At 61.4% G+C, this 20,867-nt stretch carries 14 protein-coding genes; 5 read left to right on the top strand and 9 right to left on the bottom strand.

Translation table 11 applies throughout. The features are described from left to right. Nucleotides 1-19: 19 nt before the first annotated feature. From ACS4RR_RS02770 to ACS4RR_RS02750, 5 genes are all read right to left on the bottom strand, one after another. Nucleotides 20-1,906: an MFS transporter gene (locus tag ACS4RR_RS02770; RefSeq protein ID WP_170257997.1), complete on the bottom strand. Its 1,887-nt coding sequence runs from the start codon at nucleotides 1,904-1,906 to the stop codon at nucleotides 20-22. Between the two features lie 245 nt (nucleotides 1,907-2,151). Beyond that, nucleotides 2,152-3,426 (bottom strand): ABC transporter permease, encoded by a 1,275-nt coding sequence (locus ACS4RR_RS02765; protein ID WP_170260827.1) that lies wholly within the window; start codon nucleotides 3,424-3,426, stop codon nucleotides 2,152-2,154. Then, entirely contained in the window at nucleotides 3,423-4,115 is a 693-nt protein-coding gene (locus tag ACS4RR_RS02760) for an ABC transporter ATP-binding protein (RefSeq protein ID WP_170260828.1), read from the bottom strand. Before ACS4RR_RS02760 ends, ACS4RR_RS02765 begins: the two co-directional genes overlap by 4 nt. A 6-nt stretch (nucleotides 4,116-4,121) precedes the next feature. Then, nucleotides 4,122-4,583 carry a hypothetical protein gene (locus ACS4RR_RS02755; protein WP_017966035.1) on the bottom strand — a complete coding sequence of 154 codons (462 nt, stop codon included), beginning with the start codon at nucleotides 4,581-4,583 and terminating at the stop codon, nucleotides 4,122-4,124. Nucleotides 4,584-4,671: 88 nt separating this feature from the next. After that, entirely contained in the window at nucleotides 4,672-6,426 is a 1,755-nt protein-coding gene (locus ACS4RR_RS02750) for an alkaline phosphatase (protein ID WP_260109719.1), read from the bottom strand. Between the two features lie 87 nt (nucleotides 6,427-6,513). On the opposite strand from ACS4RR_RS02750, the gene ACS4RR_RS02745 reads away from it, so the two are divergent. The 3 genes from ACS4RR_RS02745 to ACS4RR_RS02735 all read left to right on the top strand — a co-directional run bounded on the left by ACS4RR_RS02745 (nucleotide 6,514) and on the right by ACS4RR_RS02735 (nucleotide 8,972). Further along, a complete protein-coding gene (locus ACS4RR_RS02745) occupies nucleotides 6,514-6,726 on the top strand; it encodes a hypothetical protein (protein WP_170260831.1) in 213 nt (70 codons plus the stop codon). Nucleotides 6,727-6,837: 111 nt separating this feature from the next. Then, nucleotides 6,838-7,872 carry an aspartate-semialdehyde dehydrogenase gene (locus ACS4RR_RS02740; RefSeq protein ID WP_017966032.1) on the top strand — a complete coding sequence of 345 codons (1,035 nt, stop codon included), beginning with the start codon at nucleotides 6,838-6,840 and terminating at the stop codon, nucleotides 7,870-7,872. Between the two features lie 278 nt (nucleotides 7,873-8,150). Then, nucleotides 8,151-8,972, top strand: a complete 822-nt coding sequence (locus tag ACS4RR_RS02735; protein ID WP_162114974.1) for a lytic murein transglycosylase — start codon at nucleotides 8,151-8,153, stop codon at nucleotides 8,970-8,972. 173 nt (nucleotides 8,973-9,145) lie between these two features. Here ACS4RR_RS02735 and ACS4RR_RS02730 read toward each other — a convergent pair whose 3' ends face one another. Together ACS4RR_RS02730 and pdxY are read right to left on the bottom strand one after the other, a co-directional pair. Then, a complete protein-coding gene (locus tag ACS4RR_RS02730; protein ID WP_020486152.1) occupies nucleotides 9,146-9,787 on the bottom strand; it encodes a carbonic anhydrase in 642 nt (213 codons plus the stop codon). A 71-nt stretch (nucleotides 9,788-9,858) separates the two neighbouring features. Beyond that, on the bottom strand, nucleotides 9,859-10,734 hold the full coding sequence (gene pdxY, locus ACS4RR_RS02725) for a pyridoxal kinase PdxY (RefSeq protein ID WP_026154342.1): 876 nt from the start codon (nucleotides 10,732-10,734) through the stop codon (nucleotides 9,859-9,861). Between the two features lie 276 nt (nucleotides 10,735-11,010). Here pdxY and ACS4RR_RS02720 point away from each other — a divergent pair, with 276 nt between their 5' ends. Beyond that, nucleotides 11,011-15,786 (top strand): NAD-glutamate dehydrogenase, encoded by a 4,776-nt coding sequence (locus tag ACS4RR_RS02720; RefSeq protein ID WP_456189684.1) that lies wholly within the window; start codon nucleotides 11,011-11,013, stop codon nucleotides 15,784-15,786. Nucleotides 15,787-15,813: 27 nt separating this feature from the next. Further along, a complete protein-coding gene (locus tag ACS4RR_RS02715) occupies nucleotides 15,814-17,202 on the top strand; it encodes an MFS transporter (RefSeq protein ID WP_222384338.1) in 1,389 nt (462 codons plus the stop codon). A 39-nt stretch (nucleotides 17,203-17,241) separates the two neighbouring features. Here ACS4RR_RS02715 and purH read toward each other — a convergent pair whose 3' ends face one another. Further along, nucleotides 17,242-18,858, bottom strand: a complete 1,617-nt coding sequence (gene purH / locus ACS4RR_RS02710) for a bifunctional phosphoribosylaminoimidazolecarboxamide formyltransferase/IMP cyclohydrolase (RefSeq protein ID WP_222384337.1) — start codon at nucleotides 18,856-18,858, stop codon at nucleotides 17,242-17,244. Nucleotides 18,859-19,062: 204 nt separating this feature from the next. After that, nucleotides 19,063-20,736: a heparinase II/III family protein gene (locus ACS4RR_RS02705; protein ID WP_222384336.1), complete on the bottom strand. Its 1,674-nt coding sequence runs from the start codon at nucleotides 20,734-20,736 to the stop codon at nucleotides 19,063-19,065. Between the last annotated feature and the right edge of the window lie 131 nt (nucleotides 20,737-20,867).

Below are 20,867 nucleotides of genomic sequence, written 5' to 3'. Positions count from 1 at the left end.
TTGAGCGCTGACGCGCCTCTCAATCCATTGCGTGGATATCCCTGTTCTTCGTTTCCGGCAGGAAGATCAGGCCGATCACCAGCGTGATCGTCGCAAAGACAATCGGGTACCAGAGACCGTAGTAGATATCGCCTGCGGCAGCGCTCATCGCGAAGGCCGTCGCCGGCAGCAGGCCGCCGAACCAGCCATTGCCGATGTGATAGGGCAGCGACATGCCGGTATAGCGGATGCGGGTCGGGAAGAGCTCGACCAGCAGAGCGGCGATCGGGCCGTAGACCATCGTCACATAGAGGACGAGGACGAACAGCACGGCGATCGTGCCGATCCAGTTGACGCGGTTGGGATCGGCGACCATGGCGAAGCTACCGCCATTGGCGATGTTATAGACCGCCATGTCGGTGACGCCATTGGCCTCATCCGCAGTCAGCAGCTTGGTCTCGACCAGCTTGGCCGCCGGCACGGTTTCCTTCTCGCCGGCGCGCACGGCATCGGCGTTGAGCGACAGTTCCGGATTGGCTGCGATAAAGGCATCGAGCTTGGCATCCGGCACTTTGACGGCGCCGCGGTTCAGCGGGTAGCCGGCATCGTGGAGCGCGATGTTGACACCCTTTTCGAAGGCGGCGGTCATGCTCTTGGCCTTGTCGCCGGCAGCGACGACGTCGAAGCTTGGGATCGTCGCGTTGCCGACCTTCACCGTTGCCGGCTGCCCGGCGGTACCGGGCACGACATCGTAAGGCACCGAGTTTTTCGTCAGGAACGCCGTTGCCACGTCGCAGGAGCTGGTGAACTTGGCCGTACCGGTCGGGTTGAACTGGAACCGGCAATCCGCCGGATCAGCAGTCACCGTTGCCCGAATCGAAGCCTGCGCTTCGGCAAGCGCCGGGTTCGCCGTCCAGGTCATCGCCTTAAACAGCGGATTATAGGTCACCGCCGCGATGAGAAGACCTGCCATGATGATCGGTTTGCGGCCGATTTTGTCGGAGAGACCGCCGAAGATGACGAAGAACGGCGTGCCGAGGAGGAGTGCGATGGCGACCATGACATTGGCCGAGAACAGATCCACCTTCAGCACGTTCTGCAGGAAGAACAACGCATAGAACTGGCCGCCGTACCAGACGACCGCCTGGCCCATGGTGGCGCCGAGCAGCGCGATGATCGCGATCTTGGCATTTTTCCACGTCCCGAAGGCCTCGGTCAGCGGCGCCTTGGAGCCTTTGCCTTCCGCCTTCATCCGCTGGAACGCCGGCGATTCGTTCATCTTCAAGCGGATCCAGACGGAAACGCCGAGCAAGACGACCGAGACCAGGAACGGAATGCGCCAACCCCAGGCGGCAAACTGAGCCGCACCCATCAGATATTGCACAAAGACGATGACGATCAGCGACAGGAACAGGCCAAGCGTCGCCGTTGTCTGGATCCACGAGGTGAAGTAGCCGCGGCGCCCGTTCGGCGCATGTTCGGCGACATAGGTCGCCGCACCGCCATATTCACCACCCAGCGCCAGACCCTGGAGCAGGCGCAGCCCAATCAGGATGATCGGGGCGGCGATGCCGATCGTGGCGGCGCCCGGCAGGACGCCGACGAGGAAGGTCGACAGACCCATGATCATGATCGTCACCAGGAAGGTGTATTTGCGCCCGACGAGATCGCCGAGACGGCCAAACACCAGCGCGCCGAAGGGGCGTACCAGGAAGCCGGCGGCAAAGGCAAGCAGCGTGAAGATGTTGCGCGTTGCCTCAGGATATTGGGTGAAATAGGTCGCGCCGATATAGGTGGCGAGCGAACCATAGAGATAGAAATCGTACCATTCGAAAACGGTGCCGAGCGAAGATGCGAAGATGACCTTCTTCTCCTCGCCGGTCATCGGACCGGCCTTCGCGCCGTCGACGCTTGCGACATTTGCCATTGTCTGTCCTCCACAGAGTGATGAGCACGCGCGCGGCCTACTTTCCTCAAAGCATACCCCTGGCCACGACACGCCTGACGAGAGTGTGCCAGAAACGACAGATCAAAAAGAGAGATGCTTTGGGATTATGACTTTAGTCTAATGGCGCCACGCTTTGTCATGCGCATCAAGCTCGCCACCGCCCGTGACGATGGAGCTGCCGGAGGTTTGGAAGAAGGCTTCGCCGCGGATTGTGATGTGGACCGTTACGCTCTCAACGCCTGCGCCGGCGATTGCCGGTAGGCGAGCACTGCCGGCAGCGCGGCAAGAATTGTGGCAAAGGCAAGCAGCACTGCCGCAAGCCAGGCGTCTTCCCGCGCGAAGCCGACCGGCATGGCGACCCCACTCGTTTGTGAGAGCATGCCGGACAAGATGAGGGCCGCGGCATAACCGAGCGCGAATCCGAGTGCGATGCCAATTGCCACCAGGAAGAAGAATTCGAGCCAGACGATGCCGAAAATCGCGCCGCGCGGGGCGCCGAAGGCCCTCAGCGCGCCAATCTGACGGCGGCGCTGGCCGATATGGATGACCGTGACCAGCACCAGCGAGGCTGCGACGAGAGCTTGCGCGCCGGAGGCGACCGCGACGAGGATCTGTTTGGCGTCGCCGAGCGTGGCATAGAGATTGGTCAGCACCTCGCCGGGAAAGACGGCGACGGTATTGCCGCTGCGATAGTCCTGCCGCAGCTTGTAGGCATCGGCGATCGTCTTCGGCTTGACGAGAATGGCGGGAAGGCCGGGAGCTTCCGCAGTCCAGCTCTCATCAAGCGCGGCATCGGGATCGGCTTTCCCGTGATGCCCATGCCCATGATCGGCGCTGGCTTCCTCATGCTCATCATCATGTAGAGCCTCGGCGCCATTCTCCGCATGCTCCTCCGCCTCCATGCCATGGATGTGCCAGACGGCCTGGATCGGAACAAGAATCGCTCGGTCCCAGGTGGTGCCGGTCGGCCGCAAACGGCCGGCGATATGATAGACGAGCTCGGTATGGGTCTCGCCGCCCTCTTCCAGCGATCCGTGCATCGGCTTGATCTCGCCGCCGAGCGGCAGCTTGACGGCCGAGCCGATCACTGCCTCGCCCTCGCGCGCAAAAATCTTGCCTTCTGCTAAACCGCCGGACAGGTTCTCCGCCAGCATGGTCGTTGTGCCGACGATCGAATAGCCGGAGAAGGAATCGCCAAAGCCGATCGGGGCTGCCCAATCGACCCGTGGATCCGCGGCAAGCTTGCCCAGGACCTCGCCCGGCATCAGCGGCAGCGGCGAGGGCTGCAGGAAGACGGAGGACAGTACGAGCTGCGTCTCGCTGCCGCCGGCGCCGATCACAAGATCGAACTTGTCGGCAGCGCGGGCGCTGCCGAGGCGAAGCGCCCGCTCCTGCAGGACGACGGAAACGCCAAGCGCGGTCGCAAGCGCCACGAGCAGCACGACCACCAGCGACCCCGCCCAGAGGCGACGAAGATCGGAAAGGATGAAGCGGATCATGCAGCCTCTCCCGCCGTCGTCGCGGAATCTTCGCTGATCCGACCGGAACCGAAGGTGATGCGCCGGTCGAGGCGGTTGGCCAAGCGATGGTCGTGTGAAACGACGATCAGCGTGCTGCCCTCGGCAATGGCCAGATCGAGGATGAGATCGCCGACCGCCTCGCCGCTTTCGGCATCGAGGCTTGCGGTCGGCTCGTCGGCGATGATGACGCCAGGCTTGCGCAGCAGCGCTCGGCCGATCGCCACGCGCTGCATCTCGCCGCGTGACATGGTTTCGATTTTCTGGCCGGGGCGGGAAAGACCGACCGTCCTCAAAAGTGCATGCGCCCGCTCGATGACATCACCTGTCGCAGCGCCGGCGAGCCGCGCCGGCAGCAGCACGTTTTCCACCGCCGACAGGCCGGGAAAGAGATGGAACTCCTGCATGACCAGGCCGATATTGGCGGCACGGAACCGGTCGCGCCGGCTTTCTGAAAAAGCCGCGATATCCTCGCCGTTCCAGCGGATGCGGCCTTGCCGTGTCCGCTCCAGCCCGGCAACGATATTGACGAAGGTGCTCTTGCCGGAGCCTGACGCGCCTGTAATGGCGACCCTGCTGCCTGCATCGATCGACAGGCGGCCGATCGCCAGTGCCGGCGAGGACAGGCCCGGGAAGGTGACGGTCAGGTTTTCGATATCGAGAGCGAGCATATCGGTTCAGACGGCGAAATATTCGGCCTGGCGGATTCGCAGCAGGCTGACAAAGCCGGTGTCCGGATCCGTCCACGAACCATATTCCAGCGTGCCGCGCACTTCGATCGTCTGGCGCGACTGCACGAAGGTCTGTTTCTCCAAGAGATAGACGACCACGATATTATCAGGCCAGTCCGCATCCGAGGAACAAAAGGGGCAGAGCGACATCGGCACTTCGGTCAGCACGAAGAACTGGGCCTCGGCCTTCAATGGCGGCGCCATGAAGCCCTTCATACTGATGTCCTGACCGGCAAGGCGCTTCACCTTGTCTGAGAATTCAAGGCCGAGCACGCCGAACTTGCCGTAGAGCTCACCGAATGCAAGCGAAGAATCGGCAGCGCGAACGAGGGAAGCGGTGAGGGGAAGCATAATGGCGGCGCCGATCAGCCGGCGGCGGCTGAGATGCAACGAAGAAACTGTTTCCATGGCGACCTCCAAGAAGCAAATCCCGGCCGCTGAACGGCCGGGACCATGATCGATGAAAGAGGCAAGGCCGGCAAGCGGCCTTGCCAGATCAGTTGGTCTGCTTGGCGCCGAGAGCGAAGACGTCGGCGAGCACGCGATAGACGTCGCTCTGTTCCAGGTAGCCGTGGAAGCCTTCAGCGCCCGGACCAGCCGACTGCAGAACGACGTCGTCGACCGCGTGGACGCCGCTCTCGCTGCTTTTGGGAAGATTGCCCTGAACGAAGACTGCGCCTGGAACATCCTTGTACTGTTCGTTGGCGACGTATTCCTTCTTTTCGTTCTGGACGGCCGGAACGAAGGGACCATCGAGCTTCGGACGGAAGGTCTCATAGTGGTCAGGGCCGTTGTTGGCGCTGAGAAACAGTCGGCGGCTGACGTCGATCTTATCGGGATAGCCGTCGCCGTTTTCGTCCTTGTAGTTCGGGAAGCCGGCTTCGGCATAGGTCCCGACTTTTTCGCGCATTTCCGTACCGGGCTTCTCATCATCGACGGTGCCGATGATGGATACGCCATGCGTGTGGTCGCCGGTGACGACGATCAGCGTGTCCGGATGCGCCTTCTGGAAGTCGCGGGCAACGCCGATCGCCTGGTCGAATTCGATGGTTTCGATAACGGCGCGATCCCAATCGAGCGGATGGGACATTTTGTCGATCGACGAGCCTTCGACCATCAGGAAGAAGCCATCAGGATTCTTGGAAAGGCGGTCGAGCGCAACCTTGGTCATGGCGACGAGACCCGGCTGGTTCGGGAACTTGTCGACGGTACCCTTCTTCAGGAACTCGCGATCAAGCGTGACGTCCATATTGCCGGTGTGGAACAGGCCAAGGAGATTGCCTTCAGCCGATGCATTGGCTGCGAGCTCGTTCTTGTCGGTCGCTAGCTTGTAGCCGGCATCCTGGAAAAGCTTGATGTAATCCTGATTGTCCTTGCGCTTGGAACCGGGAACTTCCTTGCCGAGGAAATAGGCCGAGCCGCCGCCGAGCAGGACTTCCGGCTTGACGTCGAGCAGCATGCCGACGATGTCGGCCTTATCGCCGCGGTTGCGGGTGTGGGAAACGACCGCGGCCGGCGTGGCGTCTTCGACCTCCGCCGTTGCAACGATGCCGATCGCCTTCTTGGTCAGGCGGCGAACGGCTTCTGCGAAGGTTTCAACACGCGGGTCATCGAGGGAGGCCGGCGTACGGTCCGCATAAACGCCGATCGCGTTGACGGCTGTCTTGTGGCCCGTCATGTAGGCGGACATGGTGTTGGCCGAGTCCGTGGCAACGGCATTCGTCGCCGACGTGCCGATGAAAGCCATGCGATCGAGATCGTCCATATTCAGGCGGCCATTCGCCTTACCTTCGGTCATGCCCTTGGACATGATGCGGGCAGCGGTGCGATGTGCAACGGAAAGCCCGTCGCCGAGCAGGAAGATGATGTTCTTGGCCTTCGGCTGGGCTGCCGTTTCGTAAACGTTCCAGGTGACGGACTTCGTTTCGTCTCCGGCCGCGACTTCGATCTTGTAGTCGCCCGGCGCGGAAATCTTCAGGCCGCGCAGCAGGATAGCGGAACCGAGAGCCTTGTCGTCCTTGCCTTTTTCCAGTTCGACGAACTGCGCCTCGCCCTCGAGCACGGCCTTGTAGTCCTGGCCATTGACCGTAATCTTCACATCTTCGGCCTTAACCTGCTTGTTGAGCTCGACCTTGAAATCGAACGGCGAACCGGCAAGGATCGTCGCGCGATCAAGCGGATAGACCGTCGTCGCCTGAGCGGCGCCCGCAAGGATGGTGGTGGCCGCAAAGGCGGCGAGAAGCGTACGCATGGAAAACCCCCGTTTTCGTTGCAGACATTAACAACCCGGCCGGGATACCTCCCGAGGATGACATCGGCATGACAAAATGTCGCAGGATTGCGGCCGCCGCTTTCACCTGCAGGCTCTGAGCGCAAAAACCTTGACTCCTGTGGAAAACCTTCTAAGAGCAACAGCGGAAAAGGAATCTCCATGGTTCGCGACGAACACGCCATTGCCGAATGCAATGACCGGGCACGGGTTGCCGGGGTGGATATTGCCGTTCCGGTTTCTGCCAAAATCAAGGCCAAAACGACGACGAAAACCGTCTGACGTCTCTGGCCTGCCGCTCTCTCCCCGGCTCGGCTGGGGACAGGAAGACGCGATTGATCGCGCCTTTCCCCTCACCGGACAAGAGGAGAGAAGAGAAAGAGAGCTTGAGAAATGGGTTTCAAAGTAGCAGTTGCGGGAGCGACCGGAAATGTTGGCCGGGAGATGCTCAACATCCTCTCGGAGCGTGGCTTCCCCGCCGATGAGGTCGTGGCACTCGCCTCCTCGCGTTCGCAGGGCACCGAGGTTTCCTTCGGTGACCGGACGCTGAAGGTCTCCAATCTGGAGAATTACGATTTCTCCGATACCGACATCTGCCTGATGTCGGCCGGCGGCGAGATTTCCAAGAAGTTCTCCCCGAAGATTGGCCAGCAGGGCTGCATTGTCATCGACAATTCCTCGGCTTGGCGCTACGACGCCGACGTGCCGCTGATCGTGCCGGAAGTGAACCCGGATGCCATCAGCCAGTTCACCAAGCGCAACATCATCGCCAATCCGAACTGCTCGACCGCCCAGCTGGTGGTGGCGCTGAAGCCGCTCCATGACTTCGCCAAGATCAAGCGCGTCGTCATCTCGACCTACCAGTCGGTCTCCGGCGCCGGCAAAGACGGCATGGACGAGCTCTTCAATCAGACGCGCGCCGTCTTCGTCGCCGATCCGATCGAGAACAAGAAGTTCACCAAGCGTATCGCCTTCAATGTCATCCCGCACATCGACGTCTTCATGGAGGACGGCTACACCAAGGAAGAATGGAAGGTGCTGGCCGAGACGAAGAAGATGCTCGACCCGAAGATCAAGGTGACCTGCACGGCGGTGCGCGTGCCGGTTTTCATCGGTCATTCGGAATCGGTCAACATCGAATTCGAAAACGAGATCACCGCCGATCAGGCCCGCGACATCCTGCGCGATGCACCGGGCTGCCTCGTCATCGACAAGCGCGAGGATGGCGGCTACATCACGCCATATGAATCCGCCGGCGAGGATGCGACCTACATCTCTCGCATCCGCGAGGACGCAACGGTCGAAAACGGCCTCAACATCTGGGTGGTCTCCGACAATCTGCGCAAGGGTGCTGCGTTGAACGCCATCCAGATCGCCGAGCTGCTCGTCAATCGTGGTCTCGTCAAGCCGCGAAAGCAGGCCGCCTGATACCATTTGTAAACCATAATATGCTAAAGCCCTGCTGATGATGAAGGCAGGGCTTTTTGCCGAATTGTGGACGCTTCTGTCCATAAGCGCTTGCTGAAAAAGGCGGTCGTGACAACATCGCCTTCGGCTGGCATTCTGCCCGGCATCAAGCCAAAGCATGCCGTCCAAAACCGTGCAGCGGTTCGGGACAGCGACATGAACAGAACGAAGACTTTGAGCGCGTCGCATGGCCCCGATCGGCCGCGGCGCGCTTCAGTAGATCGGAAGCGGGGTTTCTCATGCGCATGACAACATTCTTTCTGGCGGCGTTTACGGCGGCGGGCGTCCTGCACGCGCTGCCGGCGGCGGCCCAGGGCGCTCAATGCGGCAATAATAGCAGCGGTTTCGGTGCATGGGTCGCCGACTTCAAGCAGGAAGCGGCGGCAAACGGCGTCAGCCGCTCGGTCCTCGACCGCGCCTTCGCCAACGTCAATTACAACAGGCCGACAATTGCCGCCGACCGAGGCCAGAAGAGCTTCAAGCTCTCCTTCGACGCTTTCATGCAGAAGCGCGGCGGGGCCGCCGTCATCTCCCGCGGCCGCAGCATGAAGGCCGCCAACCAGGCACTTTTTGCCTCGATCGAGCGCCGTTTCGGCGTTCCGGCCGGCCCGCTGATCGCGATCTGGGGCATGGAGACCGGTTTCGGCAGCTATATGGGCAACCAGCATACGCTGTCGGCTGTTTCGACCCTTGCCTATGACTGCCGTCGTTCGGACTATTTCACCGACCAGCTCTATGCAGCACTCCAGCTCGTCTCCGAGGGCTATCTGAGCCCGCAGGCCAAGGGTGCCGCCCATGGTGAAATCGGCCAGACGCAGTTTCTGCCGCGCAATGTCGTGCGCTTCGGCGCCGATGGCGACGGCGACGGCCGCGTCGACATGGTCGGTTCCCGCGCCGATGCCCTGGCCTCGACGGCGAATTTCCTCAAGGGCCACGGCTGGCGCGCCGGCGCCGGCTATCAGCCCGGAGAGCCGAATTTCGTCGCCATCCAAGGCTGGAACGCCGCCAGCGTCTACCAGCAGGCGATCGCCTATATCGGTCAGCAGATCGACGGCAGATAGGCTCTCATCGATAAGAATACTCGAAACGCCGCTGCGATATGCGGCGTTTTTCATACGCGGGAATCAAAGCCGCCGCCGGACAATCGCCACGCTGATCAAAACGTCGGTCGTGCGCGACCAATTGACGGCGAGCTTAGCAACAATCCTTAAAAAACTGATAAACCGGAATATCCCTAGATTTCGGGACGAATGAAGTCGCGTGTCTCGGCGTCCATGACCCAGAGTTCACCGGTCGAAATGTCGAACCAGGCGCCGTGGAGATGAAGGCTTCCCGCTTCCTCGAGAGCCTTGATGTCGGGGAAGCTTCTGAGATTGTTGATGGAATTGCGGATGGAGACACGCTCAAGCGCCGTCTGCCGCTCGGCCGCCGTCATCACGTCGTTGCTCTGGATCTGCTCGGCGGCCGGTCTGACCAGCGACATCCAACGGCCGATGAAATCGCCAGGCGACAGCGGTTCGGCATTCGGGTCGAGCGCTGCGCGGATGCCGCCGCAGCGTCCATGGCCCATCACGACGATATCCGAGACCTTCAGCGCCTGTACCGCAAATTCGAGCGCGGCCGAGGTCGAGTGGAAATGGCCGTCCGGCTCGTAGGGCGGCACCATGTTGGCGACGTTGCGAATGACGAAGAGCTCGCCCGGACCGGCATCGAAGATCAGCTCCGGTGCCGCGCGGGAATCCGAACAGGCAATGACAAGCGTATGGGGGTCCTGACCGTTTTCGGCAAGCTGCCGATACCTGTCGCGGGCGTCGGCATAACGCCCGTTCATGAAGTTGCGATAGCCGTCCAGAAGAGGTGTTGGAAAACGCTGCATGCTTCTGGATTAGCGCGCGCGGAAGACAAGATCAACTGCTGCACTGCAAAATGAACATATCGGCAAATGCGTCATTTTTTCCGCCGCTGCGCCGGGTGCATGAGCCGGCGCATCTGCACCATGGCCATCGGCGTCGAAAGGCTGGAAGCATCGCTTGCCAGCATCAACTCGTTGCTGCCGCGCTTGACGGCACGCGCAAGAACCTCGAAGACGCTGGCGGTGGCAAGCTGTAGCGCCTTTTCGTCCTCGAGCCCGGAAAGCAGGCGCGACAGGAAGACGGCGGCCAGCAGGTCGCCGAGACCATTCGGCGGGTTTTCGACGACGCGGTGCTCGGCAAGAAGCGCGTGGCGACCGGACAGATAAAGATTGCCGGTACCGCCCGCCATCATCGGCACGGCTGAAGTGACGAGCATGCGCGATGGTCCGAGCGCGAGCGCCGCCTCCATGATCGTGCTGTTGTCTTCGAGGGCCGCCCCCGAAAGCCATGCGAGCTCGTAGCGGTTCGGCGTCGCCAGCGAGGCGAGCGGAATGAGATGATCGCGAATGGCCTCTGCGGTCGCTTCCGGCACATAAAGTCCGCCGAGATCGCCCATGACAGGATCGCAGACATAAAGCAGCTCAGGATTGTTTTGCCTGAGCGCACCGATCAGCCGGGCGACGGAGCGCGCCTGGGCGGCATTGCCGAAATAGCCTGAAAGCACTGCCTTGACTTCGCCGATCCAGGGCGCGCGGATCAGATCGTCGATCGCCGCGTCGAAATCCGCTTCGGCGAAAGTCAGCCGTGTCGAGCGGCCGTGGCCGGGATGCCAAGGCAGCACGATGGTCGGCAGCGCCCAGACCGGATGACCGAGCGTCTCCAATGCAAACACCGCCGCCCGATTGCCAACCGAGCCCCGGACCACATGGCTCGAAATGACGATGACTGCGCCCGCTGCATTTTCCGACATGATACCCAAGATCCGAATGATGACCGCGTTTGATGATCTTTTTGACGCCACGCTGTCAACCATTCTTCACGCGAGCATGGAAATGTCCGGCGGAACGAAAAACCGGAAGACGCGACTTTCGCTTTCGTTTGGCAAAGAAATCGGAAAATTTCTTACAAACTCTCGTTTCCAGCGCCAATAAAGCGTCAAAACAATCCTTCGGACCTCTCTTTTAGAGATTTTTTCGAAGAATCTTCTGCTAGCTTGCAAAAAATCAGACATTGAGGGAGGCGATCCATGGCTGCCAGAAACAATCCGAAACGGGAAAAGCAGATCGAAAGCGCGCGCAAGATCGCCAAGGCGACAGGCGAGGCGCATCTCGATCCGGCAATTCTCTTCGGCCGGGCAAGCAATGACGATCTCGAACTCTATACGCCGGAAATGCTGGCACTCTCCGCCGTGCATTCGGCAAAGGAACTCGCCGCCTGGAACGGCAAGGCGCCCCGCGTCAGCATCGACACGATTGCCGATGTGACGCCTGGTGGCATCGCGGTCTCGGTGCTGTCAGTCACCGACCAGAATATGCCTTTTCTGTTTGAATCGGTCATGGGCGAAGTGACGAGCACCTATCGCGACCTATTCATGGCCGTGCATCCCATCCTGGTCATGGAGAAGGGCAAGGCGCCGGCGCTTTATTCTGCCGATCACCCGAGCGATCCGGCCAACCGCGTCAGCCATATCCAGCTTCATGTTGCGCCGCTCAATTCCGCCCAGGCGGCCGATCTCGTCAAACGCATCGAAAAAGTGCTCGAACAGGTCCGCCTGTCGGTGTCCGACTGGAAGCCGATGCTTGCCAAGCTCGACGGGGTGATCGCCGAGCTTTCGGCGAATGCCGCCGGCCGTAGGAAGGCCGAACATGCCGAGGCGGTGGCCTTCCTGACCTGGCTGCGCGACGAGAATTTTACGTTTCTCGGCATGCGCGAATATGTCTATTCGGGCAAAGGCGCTGACGCCAAGGTTGAGCGCGACAAGGGTGCTGGCCTCGGCATCCTCTCCAATCCCGATGTTCTGGTGCTGCGCACGGGCAAGGACGCTGTGACCACCACGCCTGAGATCCTCGCCTTCCTCGACGGCCCCGACTTTTTGATCGTCACCAAGGCCAATGTGAAATCGATCGTCCATCGCCGCGCCTATATGGATTATGTCGGCGTCAAACGTTTCGACGCCGAGGGCAACGTCACCGGCGAACTGCGCGTCGTCGGCCTTTTCACCTCGACGGCATATACGTCGCTTGCCTCCGAAATCCCGCTGCTGCGGTCCAAGATCGAGAAGGTGAAGGAACATTTCGGCTTCGATCCGATGAGCCATTCGGGCCGCATGCTCGACAACACGCTGGAATCCTATCCGCGCGACGACCTTTTCCAGATCGACACGACGCTGCTCGCAAGTTTTGCCGAGCAGATCAACGACCTGGCCGATCGGCCGCGCGTGCGCGTCCTGCCGCGCATCGACCATTTCGACCGCTTCGTCTCGGTGATCGTCTACGTGCCGCGCGAGGAATATGACTCGATCGTCCGCGAACGGATCGGCACCTATCTGAAGACCGTCTATGACGGCCGTGTCTCTGCCTATTACCCGGCTTTCCCGGAAGGGGGCGTGGCGCGCGTGCATTTCATCATCGGCCGCTCCGGCGGTAAGACGCCACGCATTCCGCAGGCAAAGCTCGAGCAGGTGATCCGCGAGATCACCGCCCGCTGGGACGACCGTTTCGAGGCGCTGGCCGGGGCCAAGGCGCCGAAGATATCAGTCGACCAAGCCTTCCAGGATTCCTTCACTCCGGAGGAAACCGTGGCAGACCTCGCCGATATCGGCGCCTGCGCCGCCGGCGAGCCGCTGCGCATCCAGTTCTACCATCGTCAGGAAGAACAGGGCCGCGTCCTTTCCCTGAAGATCTTTCACGCCGGCGGCCAGCTGGCGCTGTCGCGCCGCGTGCCGCTTCTCGAGAATCTCGGCTTCAATGTCGTCAGCGAACGCACCTTCGACATCGGGGTACCGGCCGCCGATGGAGAAAAGAAACTCGTCGTGCTGCACGATATGGAACTCGAGGCCCGCAATGGCGGAGAGATCGATCTGCAGCGTTACGGCGCCGCCCTCGAGGAAGGCTTCGTCGCCGCCTTCGCCGGGACGATCGACAATGACAGCTTCAATCGGCTGATCCTTTCAGCCGGTCTCTCCGCGCGCGAGACGAACGTTCTGCGTGCCTATGCGCGTTATCTCCGCCAGGCCGGCATCGCCTATTCGCAGGATTATATCGCAACGACCCTCGACAAATATCCTGGTGTCGCCGCTGCTATCTTTCGTCTCTTCCATGACACGCTCGACACTACGCTTTCGGAAAAGGCTCGCGTCAAGAAGCTTGCCGAACTGCACCAGGCGATAGAAGCCGAGCTTGCCGACGTGCCGAGCCTCGACGACGATCGTATCCTGCGCCGTTACGTCAATATCGTCGATGCGACGCTGCGCACCAATTATTTCCAGAAGAACCCGGATGGCTCGCCGAAGCCGATGCTGGCCTTCAAGCTCGATCCGCATCTGGTGGACGGGCTGCCGCAGCCGAAACCCTTCCGCGAGATTTTCGTCTACGGCGTCGAAGTAGAAGGCGTGCACCTGCGCTTCGGCAAGGTGGCGCGCGGCGGCCTGCGCTGGTCGGATCGCGCAGAGGATTACCGCACCGAAGTGCTCGGCCTCGTCAAGGCCCAGCAGGTCAAGAACGCGGTCATCGTGCCGGTCGGCGCCAAGGGCGGTTTCTATCCGAAAAAGCTTCCCGTCGGCGGCAGCCGCGACGAGATCTTCAATGCCGGCCGCGAGGCTTACAAGACCTATATCCGTACGCTGCTTTCGATCACCGACAATATATCGGGCGCCGATATCGTGCCGCCGAAGGATACGGTCAGGCTCGATGGCGACGATCCCTATTTCGTCGTCGCCGCCGACAAGGGCACCGCGACCTTCTCCGACACCGCCAATGCACTGGCACAGGAAGCCGGCTTCTGGCTAGACGATGCCTTTGCCTCCGGCGGCTCGGCCGGTTACGACCATAAGAAGATGGGCATCACTGCCCGCGGCGCCTGGGAAACCGTGAAACGCCATTTCCGGGAAATGGACATCGATATCCAGGCGACGCCCTTCACCGTCGCCGGCGTCGGCGACATGTCGGGCGACGTCTTCGGCAACGGCATGCTGCTCTCTCCCAAGATCCGGCTCATTGCCGCCTTCGATCACCGCGACATCATCATCGATCCGGACCCCGATATGGAAAAGACGCTGGCCGAACGCCAACGGCTCTTCGACCTGCCGCGTTCAAGCTGGCAGGATTTCGACAGAAACGTGCTGTCGAGGGGTGCGATGATCATCTCCCGCGCGGCGAAATCGGTCACGCTGACGCCGGAAGCGGTTGCCGCGATCGGCATCGACAAGGCCGTGGCGACGCCCTTCGAGATCATGATGGCGATCCTGAAGAGCCCGGTCGACCTGCTCTGGTTCGGCGGCATCGGCACCTATGTGAAAGCGCCGTCCGAAACCGACACCGATGTCGGCGACCGCGCCAACGACCCGATCCGCATCACCGCGGTGGAGGTGCGCGCCAAGGTGATCGGCGAGGGCGCAAACCTCGGCGTTACCCAGAAAGGCCGCATCGCCTACGGACTGAAGGGCGGGCGCTGCAATTCCGACGCCATCGACAACTCGGCCGGCGTCAACACATCGGACGTCGAGGTCAATATCAAGATCGCGCTGGCAGCCGCCATGCATGACGGACGCCTGACGCGCGCAAAACGCGACCAGCTTCTTTCCTCGATGACGGGCGAGGTAGCGACCCTGGTGCTGCGCAACAACTACCTGCAGTCGCTGGCAATCTCCCTGACGGAACGCAAGGGCACGGCAAACGGTCTGCAGCTTGGCCGCTTCATGAGCGTTCTCGAGGGCGCCGGCCAGCTGAACCGCAAGGTCGAGACGTTGCCGGACGAGCAAACGCTAGCCGAACGTTATACGGCCGGCAAGCCGCTGACTCGGCCGGAAATCGGCGTGCTGGTGTCTTATGCCAAGATCGTGCTCTTCGATGCGCTGGCCGCAAGCGACTTGCCTGACGATCCCTATTTCATCGCAACGCTTATGAATTATTTCCCCGTGAAGATGCAGAAGTCGAACGCCGGTGATATCGCCAGCCACCGCCTGAAGCGCGAGATCGTCGCGACCGTGCTTGCCAACGAAGCGATCAACCGCGGCGGGCCGAGCTTCATCGTCGCCATGATGGACGCGACGGCGGCTTCGGCTCCAGAAGTGGTGCGCGCCGCGATCGTTGCCCGCGATGGTTTCGACCTGACCCGCCTTTGGGCCGAAACGGACGCTCTCGACGGCAAGGTTTCCGGCGATATGCAGAACCGCATCTACGAGGAGATCAGCCATAGCTTTACCGTATTGACGCGCCTGCTCCTGAAGACCGGGATGACCAAGGCGCATATGGCAGAAGTGATTAGCCGGCTGCAGGTTGCCTTGAAGAAGCTGAAGCCTGCCTTCGCCGAACAGGCGGGCGGCGATGTTGCAGCGCGCCAGGCGGAATACAGTCAGGCCGGCGTGCCCGAAAAACTTGGCGCCGAGATCGCCGGCCTCCAGGGCTTCGCGCTAGTGCCTGAGATCATGCAGATCGCCGAGCGTACCGGCGAGCCCCTGGTGCGCGCGGCCGAAAACTACTTCGCGGTGTCGCAGACCTTCCGTATCGGCAGATTGCTAGCGGCGGGCGGGCGGATCCTCACCTCCGACCATTATGAGAATCTGGCGCTTGCCCGCAGCATCGATCAGATCGCCAGCGCAAGACGCGACATCGTCATCTCGGCTCTTTCCGATCACGGCAGGGAAAAGCTTCCCGTTCAAGCCTGGCATGCCCAGGATCGCATCCGCATCAACCGTATCCTCGAGGAACTTTCAAGCCTCAGCGACGGCGGCGATCCCAATCTCGCGCGTATTACCGTTGCTGCAGGTATCCTCACCGATCTTGCGCGCGACCGGGCGAGGTGAGACAGTCCGCGTCAAAACAAGGAGCGGATGTTGAATCGCATCGACTGGACAGGAACGCAGCCGCCGAAGGCCACCGAGAAGGGCATCTGGGGGTGGATGTTCTTCGACTGGGCAGCACAGCCCTTCTTTACCGTGGTCACAACCTTCATCTTCGGACCCTATTTCGTTTCCCGCCTGACCGATGACCCGGTTTCCGCCCAGACGACGTGGAGCAACATGGCGACGATCTCCTCGGTGATCATCGCCCTGCTCTCACCCGTCCTCGGCTCGATCGCCGACCAGTCCGGCGCGCGCAAACCCTGGATCGGCTTCTTCGCGATCATCAAGATCGCCAGCCTCTTCTGCCTGTGGTTCGCAGCCCCCGGTTCGCCTGTTGTCTATCCCGTCATTTTCATGATCCTCGCCTCGATCTCGGCCGAGTTTTCGATCGTCTTCAACGATTCGATGATGCCGCGCCTGGTCGGCAAGCACGAGGTCGGCAAGCTCTCCAACACCGCCTGGGGGCTCGGTTATCTCGGCGGCATCATCGTGCTCATTGCCGTCGTGACGCTTTTGGCGGCGAGTCCTGAGACCGGCAAGACCATCCTCGGCCTCGATCCGCTATTCGGTCTCGATCCTCAGACCGGCCAGGATGCACGCATCACCGGGCCGATCTCGGCCGTCTGGTATCTGATCTTCATCCTGCCGATGTTCTTCTTCACGCCGGATGTCGGCAGGGGTCTTCCCTTCGGCACCGCCGTCCGCTCCGGCTTGCGGGAACTCAGAAACACGCTTAGCGAACTCCGGGAGCGCCGCGGCATCCTGACATTCCTCATCGCCCGCATGATCTATCAGGACGGCGTCAACGGCCTGCTGATCCTTGGCGGTATCTTCGCAGCCGGCATGTTCGGCTGGGCAACGATCGAGATCGGTATCTACGGCATCATCCTGAATGTCGTCGCCATCTTCGGCTGCCTGATCGCCGGCCGCGTCGACAAGAGCGTCGGTTCGAAGGTAACCGTCGTCATCAGCCTCACCATGCTGCTTCTCGCCACCATCGGCATCATCTCGACAGGACCGGGTTACACCCTGTTCGGACTGATACCGCTGCCGACGAACGATTCCGGCGGCCTTTTCGGCACTGCGGCGGAAAAGGCCTATATCCTTTATGGTCTGCTGATCGGGCTCGCCTTCGGGCCGGTGCAGGCCTCGTCGCGCTCTTATCTTGCCCGCAGCGTCAGTCCGGAGGAAGCCGGCCGCTACTTCGGCATCTACGCGCTTTCGGGCCGCGCCACGAGTTTCATGGCGACGCTGCTCTTCTCGCTGGTGACCTATATGAGCGGATCACCGCGGCTCGGAATGGCAACGCTGATCCTGTTTCTTGCCGGCGGACTGGTGCTCTTGTTCCGTACACCCTATCCGGCCGATCGGGCATAGCAATCAGCTCTGCCCTGGCCGACGGCGGCGTACAATCACTCAGTGCCGGAAATGGCGCATGCCGGTAAAGACCATTGCGACGCCGTGTTCGTTAGCGGCATCGATGACCTCCTGGTCGCGCATCGATCCGCCCGGCTGGATAACCGCCGTCGCCCCTGCCGCGATCATCGACAAAAGACCGTCGGCAAAAGGCAGGAAGGCTTCGGAGGCAACCGCCGACCCGTGCGTCATCGGCACTGCAAGGCCAAGCGCCTTGGCGGCCTCTTCGGCCTTCAGCGCGGCGATGCGGGCGGAATCGACCCGGCTCATTTGGCCTGCGCCGATACCGGCGGTCTGGCCGTCCTTGGCATAGACCACGGCATTCGATTTCACATGTTTGCCAACCTTGAAGGCGAACTTCATGTCATCAAGTTCCCGTGCCGTCGGCGCGCGCTTGGTGACGACCTTGAGTTCCAGATCCTCGACCATGCCGTTGTCGCGGCTCTGGACCAGCAGGCCGCCGGAAACGGTCTTTGCCGTCAGGCCCGCGGCACGCGGATCAGGCAGCCCGCCGGCGGTCAGCAGCCGCAGGTTCGGCTTACGGGCGACGATCGCCTTTGCCTCCTCCGTGACATCGGGCGCGATGATCACTTCGGTGAAGAGCTTGACGATCTCCTCAGCCGTTTCGGCATCCAGCGTCCGGTTGAGGGCGATGATGCCGCCGAAGGCGGAAACGGAATCGCAGGCGAGCGCCCGCCGATAGGCCTCGACCAGGCTGGATCCGGTGGCGACGCCGCAGGGATTGGCATGTTTGATGATCGCGCAGGCCGGCGCCTTCTCAGGCAGGAACTCGGCGACCAGTTCGTAGGCGGCATCCGTATCGTTGATGTTGTTGTAGGAGAGCTGCTTGCCCTGGAGAAGAGCGGCCGTCGAAACACCCGGGCGCTTCTCGCCGGTGACATAGAAGGCGGCCTTCTGATGCGGGTTTTCGCCGTAGCGCATCTCTTCCTTCAGCGCGCCGCCGATGACCCGGTGGCGCGGCGTGTCGATCGACAGCGCCTCGGCGAACCAGTTGGAGATCATTGCATCATAGGCGGCGGTGCGGGCATAGGCCTTGGCGGCCATCCGCTGGCGGAAGGCATAGGCGGTCTTGCCGTCATCTGCGGAAAGCTGCTCCAGCAGTTCGGCATAATCGGTCGGATCTGTCAGGGTCGTCACATAGGCATGGTTCTTGGCCGAGGCGCGGATCATCGCCGGACCGCCGATATCGATATTCTCGACGGTCGTCGGATAGTCGCCGCCGGCCGCACGCACCTCCTCGAAGGGATAGAGGTTGATGACGGCGAGGTCGATGCCCTCGATGCCGTGCTTTTTCATCGCCTCCTGGTGTTCACCGTCGTCACGGATCGCCAGCAGGCCGCCATGCACCATCGGATGCAGCGTCTTGACCCGTCCGTCCATGATCTCGGGAAAACCGGTGATTTCGGAGACATCGGTGACGGCAAGACCGGCAGCAGTAATCGCTTTATAGGTGCCGCCGGTCGAAAGCAGGCGCACACCTCTGGCAGACAAGGCGTGGGCGAGGTCGACGATCCCGGTCTTGTCGAAGACGGAGATGAGCGCGGTCTTGATTTCGACCTTGTCGGGGGCGGGGATCTTTTTGGAAATGACGGCCATGAAACCTTCTCCGTTCGGGCTTCGGGAGGACATCCGCAAGGGATGTTCGCATGCTGGCGCCGCGTTAGCACAGCTTTGCCGCCACGCAAACAGGCGTCAGAGCAGATGTCGAAAAGCACGAGCCATTTTTGATAAGCATCATAGCTTACTTCCATTATCTGGATGCGATCCCGATTTGACCACTCGGCCCAAAATCATCCGCTTCTAGCCTTTGCGGGACAAAAACCAGCGGATTTCGGTCTTCTCGGCAAGATCGAAGTCGATTTCGATCTGGTCCGAACCGCAGATGCCGGAGCTGTCGGCAAAGAAAATATCCTCGGCGATCAGCACTTCATTGCCGGGCGCCGAAAACAACCAGCTTTCGCCGTCCGGCGCCGTCAGCAGCACGGACTCTCCGTCACTCTGATGCAGGACGATCGAGGGATGGATATGAAAACGGGCGACGGCCTTCAGAGGCTCGTCATGCTCATATCCTTCGCGGACGACGAGCCGGTCGCGGCCCGTCACGATCGAGCCTGCAGCATTGAGCGTCAGCTCACGCTCGTGCAGCACCCCGAACACCCTGACATAACCGTCATGGCTGAGCTTGATGCCGTCGCGCCCGTCCTCGGTTTCGGCACGCTCGACAGTGATCGTTCTCACCGGTTCGGTAATCGCGTGACCAAGGAAGGGTGAGGGCGAAAAACGGCTGGACGAGGTGTCGTTGAGGATGACGGTCGAATGTGCCGCCGTTGTGCGCGCCATCTGGACATAGCGGTGCCCGGCAAATTTCGGCGAACCGGAATTGACAATGAAGCGATGGCGGCCGGACGACATCTCGAAGGAGAGGCTGCCCGCGTGCGCGGTCCGAAGCGCACCTCCCGAAGGCGGCGTGCCGGTATCGGCAATGATCACCGTCTTGCCTCCCGAAAGCCGCTGATAACGCGAATGCGGTAAAGCCTTGAACGGCTGACCGGCTGTCTCGTCATATCGCAGCACGGACATCAGCTCGTTTGCGAGCGTCGACGTCGCCCCGTTGAAGAGCGCCAGATCCCCGTCCTGATGGCGAAAAAACCGCAGTGCCGGATAGATGCGGTCTATGCCGGAGATCAGCTTCTGTGGCAGGTCATGGCCGAGATTGACATAGGTCTGCCGGAGCGGCAGCAGATCGAGCAGCAATTCCAGCCCGACGCGCGGATTGCGCGACACATGGCCGCCATCCGGTAGAATCTGGCTATCGAATTCGCGGTCGAGCGCTTGTGCCGCCCTTCTCAGCGTAGAGGCGCGCGCCGGCATGGCGACGGAGGCCATGGCGAGCGCGATCCGCAGCCGAAACAGCTCCAGGCCGCCGAGAGTAAACGGCGCCATGCGGTGCAGGAACCTTACCTGGAACGCCAGCGACTTCATGAAGCGGCGATAAAAGCCGCGGTCGGCGTTCTGCAGCACCACCGGCGAATGCGACAGCCAGGCGATAACGCGTTGGGCGGTGACGTCGGTCTCCCAGGCAATCCCCTCCATACGTCCGGCATGGATGGAAAGCCAGCTGTCGACGATCGCGCGGGCGGCAGCCGAACTGCGCTCCGTCTTGTTCGCCCGCATATGCCGCAGCCAGCCGAAGCTATGAAGACGGATCGCGAAGGGGCGCGAGGGCAGGGTGAAGGTGAAGGGCGACTTCTCGTTGGTTTCCAGCATGCGCCCGGCCAGGAGAAAGCGTCCGTTGAGAATCTCGTCGGCCACATGCGGATCGATGCTGCGCAGATCGGTCGGCGCGACGATCAGGCGCTCGGCCACCTTGATCGAATGACGAAAGAGCTTCAGGCGCAGCAACGCGACGCGGCGCAAGGCGCGCCGCCAAGCCTCCCGAACATACATGCTCGCAAAACGTCGACCGGACTGCATATTCTATTGTCTATTGACCCTCGTGGTTAAGAATAGGTGAAAAGTGGCCGATTTCATCGTCCGCAATGAATTAATTCGTGACAAGGTTCGAATATACGCACATTAACGCGTTTCACCTGAAATCATGCGGG

The sequence above is a fragment of the Rhizobium zaerense genome (assembly GCF_051810725.1).
GTDB classification, from domain to species: domain Bacteria; phylum Pseudomonadota; class Alphaproteobacteria; order Rhizobiales; family Rhizobiaceae; genus Rhizobium; species Rhizobium leguminosarum_I.
This window is presented reverse-complemented; position numbering and strand designations above follow the sequence as displayed.